This window comes from Enterobacter sp. ECC-175 (assembly GCF_043968675.1).
GTDB lineage: Bacteria > Pseudomonadota > Gammaproteobacteria > Enterobacterales > Enterobacteriaceae > Enterobacter.
On sequence record NZ_CP143776.1, the window covers coordinates 409,325 to 421,895 of the forward strand.

General features: G+C 56.1%; 10 protein-coding genes. 4 read left to right on the top strand and 6 right to left on the bottom strand.

The genetic code is table 11. The features are described from left to right. Positions 1-177: 177 nt before the first annotated feature. A complete protein-coding gene (gene trxA, locus V1599_RS02050; protein ID WP_004386384.1) occupies positions 178-507 on the bottom strand; it encodes a thioredoxin TrxA in 330 nt (109 codons plus the stop codon). Between the two features lie 144 nt (positions 508-651). On the opposite strand from trxA, the gene rhlB reads away from it, so the two are divergent. Beyond that, positions 652-1,920 carry an ATP-dependent RNA helicase RhlB gene (rhlB, locus tag V1599_RS02055; RefSeq protein WP_112012643.1) on the top strand — a complete coding sequence of 423 codons (1,269 nt, stop codon included), beginning with the start codon at positions 652-654 and terminating at the stop codon, positions 1,918-1,920. Positions 1,921-2,054: 134 nt separating this feature from the next. Further along, on the top strand, positions 2,055-3,536 hold the full coding sequence (gppA, locus tag V1599_RS02060; RefSeq protein ID WP_112012645.1) for a guanosine-5'-triphosphate,3'-diphosphate diphosphatase: 1,482 nt from the start codon (positions 2,055-2,057) through the stop codon (positions 3,534-3,536). A 47-nt stretch (positions 3,537-3,583) separates the two neighbouring features. Here gppA and rep read toward each other — a convergent pair whose 3' ends face one another. Next, the gene (gene rep, locus V1599_RS02065) at positions 3,584-5,608 is read right to left on the bottom strand and encodes a DNA helicase Rep (RefSeq protein ID WP_297123283.1); all 2,025 of its coding nucleotides are present in this window, start codon (positions 5,606-5,608) and stop codon (positions 3,584-3,586) included. An 85-nt stretch (positions 5,609-5,693) separates the two neighbouring features. Here rep and ppiC point away from each other — a divergent pair, with 85 nt between their 5' ends. After that, on the top strand, positions 5,694-5,975 hold the full coding sequence (ppiC, locus tag V1599_RS02070) for a peptidylprolyl isomerase PpiC (RefSeq protein ID WP_395300946.1): 282 nt from the start codon (positions 5,694-5,696) through the stop codon (positions 5,973-5,975). Positions 5,976-6,068: 93 nt separating this feature from the next. Here the strand turns inward: ppiC and ilvC are convergent, their stop codons facing one another. Continuing rightward, positions 6,069-7,544: a ketol-acid reductoisomerase gene (ilvC, locus tag V1599_RS02075; protein ID WP_297123281.1), complete on the bottom strand. Its 1,476-nt coding sequence runs from the start codon at positions 7,542-7,544 to the stop codon at positions 6,069-6,071. Positions 7,545-7,696: 152 nt separating this feature from the next. Here ilvC and ilvY point away from each other — a divergent pair, with 152 nt between their 5' ends. Further along, positions 7,697-8,596 (top strand): HTH-type transcriptional activator IlvY, encoded by a 900-nt coding sequence (ilvY, locus tag V1599_RS02080; protein WP_112012649.1) that lies wholly within the window; start codon positions 7,697-7,699, stop codon positions 8,594-8,596. Between the two features lie 35 nt (positions 8,597-8,631). On the opposite strand, the gene V1599_RS02085 is transcribed toward ilvY, so the two are convergent. From V1599_RS02085 to V1599_RS02095, 3 genes are all read right to left on the bottom strand, one after another. Next, on the bottom strand, positions 8,632-9,876 hold the full coding sequence (locus V1599_RS02085) for an oligosaccharide MFS transporter (protein ID WP_181573263.1): 1,245 nt from the start codon (positions 9,874-9,876) through the stop codon (positions 8,632-8,634). 160 nt (positions 9,877-10,036) lie between these two features. After that, positions 10,037-10,984, bottom strand: a complete 948-nt coding sequence (locus V1599_RS02090) for an aminoimidazole riboside kinase (RefSeq protein ID WP_395300947.1) — start codon at positions 10,982-10,984, stop codon at positions 10,037-10,039. Further along, complete coding sequence (locus V1599_RS02095; protein ID WP_395300948.1) at positions 10,981-12,426, bottom strand: glycoside hydrolase family 32 protein; 1,446 nt, start codon at positions 12,424-12,426, stop codon at positions 10,981-10,983. Before V1599_RS02095 ends, V1599_RS02090 begins: the two co-directional genes overlap by 4 nt. Positions 12,427-12,571 lie beyond the last annotated feature (145 nt).

The following is a 12,571-nucleotide window of genomic DNA, read 5'->3' on the forward strand; positions in this document are numbered from 1 at the left end:
GCCCGGAATCTAGCAACTTCACGCACTGTTTACAGCAACAACGGGAAGTATCGGGTAAAACAAGATTCAAACAACAAGGTATGTTTAAAACGAAGTCATAGCTAACTTAGCACGACTAAAGCCGGGCGTCCAGAGATCCACATCATTTAGGCGCTCTGGACGCGCAGCCGAGAAACCTTACGCCAGGTTAGCGTCCAGGAACTCTTTCAGCTGACCTTTGGACAGTGCGCCCACTTTGGTCGCCGCCACTTCGCCGTTTTTGAACAGCAGCAGGGTTGGGATACCGCGGATGCCGTATTTCGGCGCGGTGCCCGGGTTCTGGTCGATGTTCAGTTTAGCAACGGTCAGTTTGCCCTGATATTCGTCAGCGATTTCATCCAGAATCGGGGCGATCATTTTGCAAGGACCACACCACTCAGCCCAGAAATCGACGAGGGTCAGCCCGTCAGCCTTAAGCACGTCCGTGTCAAAACTGTCGTCAGTCAGGTGAATAATTTTATCGCTCATATATAACTCCACAGGAATAAGCCTGGTGCGTTGGTTTCGCCCTCATCAACGACGTGTTGATGTCGCATTAACCAACTAAAGGTTGACTTTATTTCACCGGATACGCTTTCGTAAAGCAATAGTAAGCTGATATTCTACCACACTATGAGCAAAACACATTTAACAGAACAGAAGTTTTCCGACTTCGCCCTGCACCCTAAGGTGATCGAAGCCCTTGAAAGTAAAGGGTTTCATAACTGCACGCCCATTCAGGCCCTCGCGCTGCCGCTCACGCTGGCCGGTCGCGATGTTGCAGGGCAGGCGCAAACCGGTACTGGCAAAACGATGGCGTTCTTAACGTCAACGTTTCATTATTTACTTTCTCATCCAGCGATTGCAGACCGCAAAGTTAACCAACCGCGTGCGCTCATTATGGCTCCAACGCGAGAACTGGCGGTACAGATCCACGCAGACGCTGAGCCGCTGGCGCAATCAACCGGGCTGAAACTGGGCCTGGCCTACGGCGGCGACGGTTATGACAAACAGCTGAAAGTGCTGGAAAGCGGCGTGGATATCCTGATTGGTACCACTGGCCGTCTTATCGACTACGCAAAACAGAACCATATCAACCTCGGCGCAATCCAGGTCGTGGTGCTGGATGAAGCAGACCGCATGTACGATCTGGGCTTCATTAAAGACATCCGCTGGCTGTTCCGCCGCATGCCTCCGGCAAACCAGCGCCTGAACATGCTGTTTTCCGCAACCCTTTCTTATCGCGTACGCGAGCTGGCGTTTGAACAGATGAACAACGCCGAGTACGTCGAAGTGGAGCCGGAACAAAAAACGGGCCATCGCATTAAAGAAGAGCTTTTCTATCCTTCTAACGAAGAGAAAATGCGTCTGCTGCAAACGCTGATCGAAGAAGAGTGGCCGGATCGCGCCATTATCTTCGCCAACACCAAGCACCGCTGTGAAGATATCTGGGGCCACCTGGCTGCAGACGGACACCGCGTTGGCCTGCTGACCGGCGACGTTGCGCAGAAAAAACGCCTGCGTATCCTCGACGAATTTACCCGTGGCGATCTTGATATTCTGGTGGCGACCGACGTCGCCGCGCGCGGCCTGCATATTCCTGCCGTAACGCACGTCTTTAACTATGACCTGCCGGACGACTGCGAAGATTACGTTCACCGTATCGGCCGTACCGGTCGTGCCGGGGCCAGCGGCCACTCAATCAGCCTCGCCTGTGAAGAGTACGCCCTGAACCTGCCTGCCATTGAGACCTACATCGGCCACTCAATTCCGCAGAGCAAATACAACCCGGATGCCCTGTTGAGCGAACTGCCGCCGCCGAAGCGCCTTACCCGCCCACGCACCGGCAATGGTCCGCGTCGTTCAGGCGGCGCGCCGCGTAATCGTCGTCGTTCAGGTTAAGAAAAGATGCCATACACAAAATCATTCATGATGCATCAAGGCGGCAAGGCAGCGAATCTCCTGGATCTTACTCCAGTAAGTGACAGGTGTGAGCTGGCGCAGCCAACGATGAGGCAGCGTGAAGGATGAAGTGTATGAGTTCTACCTCGCTCTATGCAGCAATCGATCTCGGTTCTAATAGTTTTCATATGCTGGTTGTGCGCGAGGTGGCCGGGAGCATACAAACGCTGACGCGCATTAAGCGCAAGGTCCGCCTCGCTGCGGGCCTGAGCAGCGATAATCATCTCTCCCCTGAAGCCATGGAACGCGGCTGGCAGTGCCTCCGCCTATTTGCCGAACGTCTGCAGGATATCCCTCACGCGCAAATCCGCGTTGTCGCCACGGCGACGCTCAGGCTGGCGGTTAACGCCGTCGACTTTATTGCCAAAGCGCAGGAAATTTTGGGCTGCCCGGTGCAGGTCATCAGCGGTGAAGAAGAAGCGCGTCTGATTTATCAGGGCGTTGCGCACACGACAGGCGGCGACGATCGTCGTCTGGTGGTAGACATCGGCGGCGCAAGCACCGAGCTGGTTACCGGTACGGGCGCGCAGGCGACCTCGCTGTTTAGCCTGTCGATGGGCTGCGTGACCTGGCTTGAGCGCTATTTTACCGATCGCAATCTTGCCCAGGAAAACTTCGACGAGGCGGAAAAAGCCGCGCGCGACGTGCTGCGCCCGGTGATGGATGAATTACGCTACCACGGCTGGAAGGTCTGCGTGGGTGCCTCCGGTACCGTGCAGGCATTGCAGGAAATCATGATGGCGCAGGGAATGGACGAGCGTATTACGCTAGCCAAACTCCAGCAGCTTAAGCAGCGCGCTATCCAGTGCGGCCGTCTGGAAGAGCTGGAAATTGAAGGCCTCACCCTCGAACGCGCGCTGGTTTTCCCAAGCGGGCTTGCGATTCTTATCGCGATTTTCACCGAGCTGAACATTCAGTGCATGACGCTGGCCGGCGGCGCGCTGCGCGAAGGTCTGGTTTACGGGATGCTGCATCTGTCGGTCGATCAGGATATCCGCAGCCGCACGCTGCGCAACGTTCAGCGCCGCTTTATGGTGGATACCGATCAGGCGGGACGCGTCAGTCAGTTAGCCTCGCTCTTCGCCGATCGGGTAGAAAAAAGCTGGGATATTGAACCGCTAAGCCGCGATCTTCTGCTAAGCGCCTGCGCGCTGCACGAGGTCGGACTGAGCATCGATTTTAAGCAAGCGCCTGCTCACGCCGCCTATCTGGTGCGTAACCTCGACCTACCGGGCTATACGCCCGCGCAGAAAAAGCTGCTGGCAACGCTGCTGCTGAACCAGACCAACGCCGTGGACCTCTCTTCTTTGCATCAGCAGAACGCCGTGCCGCCGCGCGTGGCCGAGCATCTTTGCCGCCTGCTGCGCCTGGCGATCCTGTTTGCCAGCCGTCGACGGGACGATCTGCTGCCCGCGACGACGCTGACGGTGGAAGGCGAGAAGCTGATCCTGACGCTGCCGGAAAATTGGCGGGAGAGTCATCCGCTGGGTGCGGAGCTGATTGAGCAAGAATGCCAGTGGCAAAGCTACGTTCACTGGGTGCTTGAGGTTAAGTAATACCCTGAAACTTGCCCGGTGGCGCAGCGCTTACCGGGCCTACAAAATCAGCCTTTCTCTTTCGCTTTTGCCAGCATCGCGCGAATGTTCGCCACGTTAGCCTGGCCTTTGTGCATCCGCTCCTCGGCCGTAATCACCTTGCGCTCCTGCTCCCAAATCAGATCGTCCTGCGGCAGTTCCAGCAGGAAGCGGCTTGGCTCTGGGCGCACCAGCTCGCCGTACTGCCTGCGCTCTTTGCAGAGGGTAAACGTCAGCTCTTTTTGTGCACGCGTGATCCCCACGTAGGCCAGGCGGCGCTCTTCATCGACGTTATCTTCATCGATGCTGCTCTGGTGGGGCAGCAAGCCCTCTTCCATTCCCACCAGATAGACGTACGGGAACTCGAGGCCTTTTGACGCGTGAAGCGTCATCAGCTGAACCTGGTCGGCCTCTTCTTCGCTCTCACCGCGCTCCATCATATCGCGCAGGGTAAAGCGGGTGACGACCTGGGTGAGGGTCATCGGCTCGTCGATCTCAGAGCCTTCCAGCATCTCCGTCATCCAGCTGAACAGCTGATTGACGTTTTTCATGCGCATTTCCGCCGCTTTCGGGCTGGCAGACGTTTCGTAGAGCCAGGACTCATAGTCGATGCCGTGGATCAGGTCACGCACTGCCGCCACGGGCTCGCGTTCCGCCAGGCGCTGAATTTCGCCCAGCCAGTGGGTAAAGCGGGTCAAATTGTCGTAGCCGCGCCCGGTCAGCGTCTGGCTCAGGCCCATATCGAAGCTGGCAGTGAACATGCTTTTGCTGCGCGTCATCGCCCATTCGCCCAGCTTTTGCAGGGTCGCAGGCCCGATTTCACGCTTCGGCGTATTCACGATGCGCAAAAACGCGCTGTCGTCATCCGGGTTGGTGAGCACGCGCAGATAGGCCAGCAGGTCTTTGATTTCAGGGCGCGAGAAGAACGACGTGCCGCCGGAAATTTTGTACGGAATGCGGTTTTGCATCAGCATCTTTTCAAAGACGCGCGACTGGTGGTTGCCGCGATAGAGGATCGCGTAATCTTTGTATTCGGTTTTATTGACGAAGTGATGAGCGATCAGCTCGCCGGTCACGCGCTCCGCCTCGTGCTCTTCGTTGTTCGCGCTAAGCACCTTGAGCTCGGTGCCGTAGCCCAGCTCGGAGAACAGGCGTTTTTCAAAAACGTGCGGGTTATTGGCGATCAGAATATTCGCCGCCTTCAGGATACGCCCCGACGAGCGGTAGTTTTGCTCCAGCTTAATCACCTGCAGCGCAGGAAAATCCTTACTCAGCAGCACCAGGTTTTGCGGACGCGCGCCGCGCCAGGAGTAGATGGACTGATCGTCGTCGCCGACGACGGTAAAACGCGCGCGTTGCCCCACCAGCAGCTTTACCAGCTCGTACTGGCTGGTGTTGGTGTCCTGATATTCATCCACCAGCAGGTAGCGGATCTTGTTCTGCCAGCGTTCGCGCACCTCTTCGTTGCTCTGAAGCAGCAGCGTCGGCAGGAGGATCAGATCGTCAAAATCCAGCACGTTGCACGCTTTCATGTGCGCGTCGTACAGGCCGTAGCAGTGGGCGAAGATCCGATCCCGCTCGCCCTTGGCGATCGCCGCCGCCTGGGCTGGCGTCATCAGATCGTTTTTCCAGTTGGAGATCGTGGAGATCAGCTGTTGCAGCAGGACTTTATCATCCTCGATCAGCCCCTCGGTCAGCTCTTTAAGCAGTGCAACCTGGTCGGTATCGTCAAACAGCGAGAAGTTCGATTTCATCCCCAGCGCCGCGTATTCGCGCTTGATGATATCCAGCCCCAGCGTGTGGAACGTGGAGATCATCAGCCCACGCGCCTCTTTACGCCCCAGCGTCTGCCCGACGCGCTCCTTCATTTCTCGCGCCGCTTTGTTGGTAAAGGTGACCGCCGCAATGTGGCGCGCCTGATAGCCGCAGCCGCGGATCAGGTGCGCAATCTTATTGGTGATGACGCGCGTTTTACCGGAACCCGCGCCCGCCAGCACCAGACAGGGTCCGGTGACAAATTCGACGGCTTGTTGTTGTCCGGGGTTTAAACGCATAAATGATCACTCAATGAAAGTCAGGAGGGGAGAATAACAGCGTGGTAGTATAGCGAGCCTCATCCATACCACTCAAGGCACGATCATGGCAAAAATGGCAGCAGCAGTGCATATCCTTGTTAAGGAAGAAAAACTGGCTCTCGATCTTCTGGAGCAAATCAAAAAAGGCGCCGACTTCGGCAAGCTGGCGAAGAAACACTCTATCTGTCCGTCAGGCAAACGCGGCGGTGACTTAGGTGAATTCCGCCAGGGCCAGATGGTTCCGGCGTTCGATAAGGTGGTCTTCTCCTGCCCGGTGCTGGAGCCAACCGGCCCGCTGCACACGCAGTTCGGTTACCACATCATCAAGGTGCTGTATCGGAAATAAACAGCAAGGCCTTCTCTAAGAGAAGGCCTTTAATGTTTGCACCCTCTCCCCGTGGGAGAGGGTCGGGGTGAGGGCATCAGCCCGCACCTGGTATTAGCCCGCTACCGCGATACGCTTCATATCGGTCATGTAACCACGCAGTTTGTGACCCACTTTCTCGATCTGGTGGCTGCGAATCGCTTCATTTACGTCACGCAGCTGCGCGTTGTCTACCGCACCTTCCGCAATCGGCTTGCCCAGGTCGCCCGGCTGCAGCGTGGTCATGAACTCTTTCAGCAGCGGCACGCAGGCGTAAGAGAACAGATAGTTACCGTACTCGGCGGTGTCGGAGATAACCACGTTCATCTCGTACAGGCGCTTGCGGGCGATGGTGTTGGCGATCAGCGGCAGCTCGTGCAGTGATTCATAGTACGCAGACTCTTCGATGATGCCGGAATCCACCATGGTTTCAAACGCCAGCTCAACGCCCGCTTTCACCATCGCGACCATCAGTACGCCCTTATCGAAGTACTCCTGCTCGCCGATTTTACCTTCATACTGTGGTGCGGTTTCGAACGCGGTTTTGCCGGTCTCTTCGCGCCAGGTCAGCAGGTTTTTGTCGTCGTTTGCCCAGTCCGCCATCATGCCGGAAGAGAACTCGCCGGAAATGATGTCGTCCATGTGTTTCTGGAACAGCGGCGCCATGATGGTTTTCAGCTGTTCGGACAGCGCGTAAGCGCGCAGTTTCGCCGGGTTGGACAGACGGTCCATCATCAGCGTGATGCCGCCCTGCTTCAGCGCTTCGGTGATGGTTTCCCAGCCGAACTGAATAAGTTTTTCGGCGTATGCCGGGTCCGTACCCTCTTCCACCAGCTTGTCGAAGCACAGCAGAGAGCCGGCCTGCAGCATGCCGCACAGAATGGTCTGCTCGCCCATCAGGTCAGATTTCACTTCGGCAACGAAAGAGGATTCCAGCACGCCCGCGCGGTGGCCGCCGGTGGCCGCCGCCCACGCTTTGGCGATTGCCATGCCCTCGCCTTTCGGATCGTTTTCCGGGTGAACCGCAATCAGCGTCGGCACGCCAAAGCCGCGCTTGTACTCTTCGCGAACTTCGGTACCCGGGCACTTCGGCGCCACCATCACTACGGTGATGTCTTTACGGATCTGCTCGCCCACTTCAACGATGTTGAAGCCGTGGGAGTAGCCCAGCGCCGCGCCGTCTTTCATCAGCGGCTGTACGGAACGCACAACGTCAGAGTGCTGCTTGTCCGGCGTCAGGTTAACCACCAGATCCGCCTGCGGGATCAGCTCTTCGTAGGTGCCCACTTTGAAGCCGTTTTCGGTCGCTTTACGCCATGACGCGCGCTTCTCGGCAATCGCCTCTTTGCGCAGCGCGTAGGAGATATCCAGACCGGAGTCACGCATGTTAAGGCCCTGGTTCAGGCCCTGTGCGCCACAGCCGACGATGACCACTTTTTTACCCTGAAGGTAGCTCGCGCCATCGGCAAATTCATCGCGCGCCATGAAGCGGCATTTGCCCAGCTGCGCCAGCTGCTGGCGCAAGTTCAGTGTATTAAAGTAGTTAGCCATGGGTGATACCTCGTGATGTTGTGTGTCTTATTGTTCGGTTCGCGTTTCAGCGAGAATGTACCCACATTACAACAGGAAATTTATTGCGGAAATTGATATATTCACAACGTCACGTTGCAATTTCTGCAATGTAAAAAGAGGGAGTGGAATCGGTGGATTTACGCGATCTGAAAATGTTCCTACACCTGGCGGATAGCCGGCATTTTGGGCGCAGCGCGCGCGCCATGCACGTCAGCCCCTCCACGCTCTCGCGCCAGATCCAGCGCCTTGAGGAAGACCTCGGCCAGCCGCTGTTCGTGCGCGATAACCGTACGGTCACGCTTACGGAAGCGGGCGAAGAGCTGCGCGTTTTTGCGCAGCAAACGCTGCTGCAGTATCAGCAGCTGCGTCATACCATCGACCAGCAGGGGCCGTCCCTTTCCGGCGAGCTGCATATTTTCTGCTCCGTGACCGCCGCCTACAGCCACCTTCCCCCTATCCTCGACCGCTTCCGCGCCGAGCATCCGTCGGTTGAAATTAAGCTTTCTACCGGCGACGCCGCCGACGCGATGGAAAAAGTGGTGACGGGCGAAGCCGATCTGGCGATTGCCGGCAAGCCGGAAACGCTGCCCGGCGCGGTGGCGTTCTCGATGCTGGAAAATCTGGCGGTGGTGCTGATCGCCCCCGCGCTGCCCTGCCCGGTGCGTAATCAGGTGTCGGTTGAAAAACCGGACTGGTCGACGGTGCCGTTCATCATGGCCGATCAGGGGCCGGTGCGCCGCCGCATTGAGCTGTGGTTCCGACGCCAGAAGATCAGTAACCCGTCCATTTACGCCACGGTCGGCGGCCACGAAGCCATGGTATCGATGGTGGCGCTGGGCTGCGGCGTGGCGCTGCTGCCGGAAGTGGTGCTGGAGAACAGCCCGGAACCGGTGCGCAACCGCGTGATGATTCTGGAGCGCAGCGACGAAAAAACGCCGTTCGAGCTTGGCGTGTGCGCACAGAAAAAGCGGCTGCATGAGCCGCTTATTGATGCGTTCTGGAAAATCGTTCAAACCCATAACAATGCCTGACGGGCAGGAGAAGCCCTGCGCTTCTCCTGCAGAGGTTAAGGCTCATACACCGTCTGAATCTCTTCCTTTTTATGTGATTTCTTACTTAACGTAAAATATCCCTGGATAATCATCGCAATCACGACGGAGGCAATAATCAGGAATATTGTATGGTAACCCACTTTGTCAAACAGCCGCCCAATCGGCAATGAAAGCATAATAATGCCCAGCGAACCTGCGATATTAAATCCAACCAAATAGATAGTCGCTGACAAGCGTTTATCGAAGTTCGCTACGCTGAATTTAAAGACCGACAGCACAAACAGGGGGACTTCAATCGCATGCAGCATTTTTATAAAGGAGATGATGTAAATATCCGAGAAAATGGCGGATCCTAAAATACGGCAGGCCATAATCATTCCGCCCAATAGCAGCGCCGACTTTGGACCAATTCGATTAATCAGAAAAGGCACCAGCGCCATTCCAACGGCCTCCATAATAACCTGCACAGAATTCAGATAGCCATAGACCCGCGCCCCCGTCTCTGGATTATCAAACAGGCCGGCGTAAAATACGGGAAACATCTGCTGGTCGTAGATATTATAAAATGACCAGGTGCCAATCACGAAGATAACAAAGAACCAGAACTGCTTATCCTTAAAGATGGACAAAAAATCCTGCGTTCTGACGACATTGCTCTGCTCCGCATGCCGACGCGGCACGTCCGACTTGAGCACTATGTTGATGAACAGGAAGCAAACGCCCATCACCGAAACGCCCCAGAAATTGATATGGGGGTTGATGCTGAAGCAGATCCCGCCAATCAACGTCCCAACGGCATAGCCAACGCTACCCCAAAGCCGGGCGGTGCCAAATTCAAAGCTGAACAGGCGGCTTAACTTTTCAACGTAACTCTCGATTAATCCGCATCCCGCCAGAAATCCCAGGCCAAAGAAAATCGCGCCGACGAACATGCCCAGCGTAAAGCTGGAAGACAGTAATGGCTCATAAACATAGATCAGAAAGGGCCCGGTCAGAACCAGCACCATACTCATCAGCCAGATTAGCGTTTTCCCGATCCCTAATTTATCCTGGATAAATCCATATCCAATCATAAATATCATGCTGAAGAATTGATTAACGGAATAAAGCAAACCTAACTCTTCACCGCTGAGCCCAATTTTTGTTTTCAACCATATCGCATAAAAAGACCACCACAGCGACCAGGCGCCAAAAAAGAAAAGCAGATACCCTGATGCGCCAAAATATTTTCTATTACTGAACAGCATGCTTGTTTTCATTTTTCATCCTGCCATAAGGAGACGATGCCCAATAAGCTTTCGTTGCGCCAGACATTCAGGGTGAGTCACCCATTTTTCAGGAAACAGGTACCCACCTCATTCCGATTAAAAGGAGAGAGACGTCATTCATCACCGCTGCAAAGCACGTTATCGGGGATGATTATCCTTTGCTTTCCACCTCCAGCGTTGGGGAAGATTGCAGGAATAACTCAAGCTGCTGTCGATCCGCTATGGCGGTGAGCGCCCCTTTTTGCGTTGTCGCCAGTGCGCCGCAGGCGCTGGCCTGAGTGACCAACGCAGCCAGTTCCTCAAACGTCTCCGGCCAGCCTGAACGGGAAAGGGCGCTCAACGTGCCGGCCATAAACGCATCACCAGCCCCTGTAGTATCAATGCTCTCTACGCGAAAGCCGAAGAAATGAAAGGCTTTGCCCTGCCAGATAACCAGCGTGCCCTGCGCACCGTAGGTCACCAGCTTTAAGCGGGCAGGATAAGCCTCCAGCCTGGCGAGCGCGGTGGTGAAATCGTGACTGCCGGTCAGCCAGTACCACTCTTCCTCCGAGAGTTTCAGCACATCGGCCTCGAGCGCCTTTGCCTGAATGGTATTGAACATCTCCCCGGCATCGCTCCACATCTGCTCACGCAGGTTGATATCAAAGCTCACCACGCCGCCTGCGCGACGAATATTCTCTATTGCCCGCTCAAGCGTATTCCGGCAGGTTTCAGCCGCGAGCGCGAGGGAGCAAAAGTGTAAGATATCAGCGCCGAAGTCAGGCAGAGCGTCCCGCGTCAGATAGCGGTCCGCCGAGGCGCTCACCAGAAAATCAAACTGGCGTTCCCCGTCGTCGTTTAATGACACGACGACGGTGCTGGTATGATGTTTTTCATCAAACTGCATCTGTCGGGTATTCACGCCAAATGCCGTCAGGCTGCGATGCAAAGAATGGCCAAAGGGATCATCCCCTACGCGACCGATAAAACCGCTCTCACAGCCCAGACGCGCGGCGCCTACGGCAACATTCACCGGCGCGCCACCCGCGCAGGCTTCAAACTTCATGTTTTCAAACGGCAGTAAATCCACTACGCCGTCACCGAGCGCCCAGATTCTCATGACGGCTCCCCAGCGCTTAATGGCCATGCGCAGGCGTGATGCACGGTGGCGTTACCTGAGTGGCTGAATAATGCCATCTGGCGATCGTCGTCCGACGGGTAAATACGACTGCTCATCGTGTATTCCCCCGCATTGATAAACAGCTCAAGCGACGAACTGTCGATGAACAACCGCCAGCGTAAAAGGTCACCCTCTGGAAGGGGTACGCTGCGGTAACCGCTGATGTTGTGCTCAGGATAATGCCGCTCGAGAACAATACGCTGCGACTGGTTATCCACATATATCCGGGCACCGTTGCCCAGGGAAAGCCCGTAACGTTCGGCATCGCTGGATGAGGTATCCCACTCGACCTGCACCTCCATTGCCCGGACATGTTCCTTCAGGATAACCTTCTGCTGCTGAAGCTTTGCTGGCTGCCATTGCTCGCAGGTGCCGCGCAGCGCTTCCAGCTCTTTAACCGGATGTTGGCAAACCCGTCCATCCTCAGACAACGTCAGCTCGCGCGGCAACGACAGCATCCCCGCCCATCCGTCTGCTTTTTCCGGCATCACGGATTCCCACATGGCAAGCCATCCCATGATCACGCGGCGTCCGTCAGGCGTGGTAAAGCTTTGCGGCGCGTAAAAATCATGTCCGTGGTCAAGCTCCTGAAACGCCCCTTCTGGGGCAAAGGTCTCTCCCGGCTGCCAGCGGCCCACCACATAGCCGCTCTGGAAGAGATTGCGATAGCGGTAGCCTTCCGCCGCAACGCCCTGAGGAGAGAACATCAGGATGTGCTTATCGCCGAGCGGGAAAAGGTCCGGACATTCCCACATGTAAGCGCTGCAAATCGCCTCGCCTGCGATAGCGCTCTCAACGTCCCAATGGCGTAAATCCGCCGAGCGGTAAATTTGCACCTCACCCTTGCCCTGTTTTTTTGCGCCAACCACCATGTACCAGGCCTCTTTCTCGCGCCACACCTTGGGATCGCGGAAATGATGCAGGCCTTCGGGTGTATCCAACACCATTCCTTCCCGCTGAAAGGTGACTCCGTCGCTGCTGGTCGCAAGGCATTGCACCTGATAAAGGTTTTCATCGACAGGCTGACCGTGAAACTTATGGCCGGTGTAAATCAGCGCGAGTTTTTCACCCGCTACCACGGCAGACCCGGAAAAGCAGCCGTCGCGATCCTCCGGGCCTTCCGGCGCGAGCGCGACGGGCAGGTGCTCCCATCGCACCATGTCCCGGCTGCGCGCGTGCCCCCAATGCATAGGTCCCCACTCGGGCGACGAGGGGTGGTGCTGATAGAACGCGTGAAAATAGCCGTCGAACCACGTCAGGCCGTTGGGATCGTTCATCCAGCCAACCGGGGGGGCCAGATGGTATTCGGGATACCAGCGTGGCTTAATCTCCTTCTGATTTTCTTTAATAGCGCTATTTGCAGCCTGCAATAACGATTCCATCTTCATCCACCGCCCTCAAAGTTATCCGTTGCGCCGCCTGATACGATTCGGCCCTCTGCACAAAAAGATAACGTTAACATTTCTCCCAATCATGCACCCTTTGTCGCGCTTGCGATGTTAATCACAAAAGTTAACGTTAACATTG

Coding starts and splice junctions, on each gene's coding strand:
- trxA (WP_004386384.1), bottom strand. CDS start 507: ATGAGCGATAAAATTATTCACCTGACTGACGACAGTTTTGACACGGAC.
- rhlB (WP_112012643.1), top strand. CDS start 652: ATGAGCAAAACACATTTAACAGAACAGAAGTTTTCCGACTTCGCCCTG.
- gppA (WP_112012645.1), top strand. CDS start 2,055: ATGAGTTCTACCTCGCTCTATGCAGCAATCGATCTCGGTTCTAATAGT.
- rep (WP_297123283.1), bottom strand. CDS start 5,608: ATGCGTTTAAACCCCGGACAACAACAAGCCGTCGAATTTGTCACCGGA.
- ppiC (WP_395300946.1), top strand. CDS start 5,694: ATGGCAAAAATGGCAGCAGCAGTGCATATCCTTGTTAAGGAAGAAAAA.
- ilvC (WP_297123281.1), bottom strand. CDS start 7,544: ATGGCTAACTACTTTAATACACTGAACTTGCGCCAGCAGCTGGCGCAG.
- V1599_RS02085 (WP_181573263.1), bottom strand. CDS start 9,876: ATGAAAACAAGCATGCTGTTCAGTAATAGAAAATATTTTGGCGCATCA.
- V1599_RS02090 (WP_395300947.1), bottom strand. CDS start 10,984: ATGAGAATCTGGGCGCTCGGTGACGGCGTAGTGGATTTACTGCCGTTT.
- V1599_RS02095 (WP_395300948.1), bottom strand. CDS start 12,426: ATGGAATCGTTATTGCAGGCTGCAAATAGCGCTATTAAAGAAAATCAG.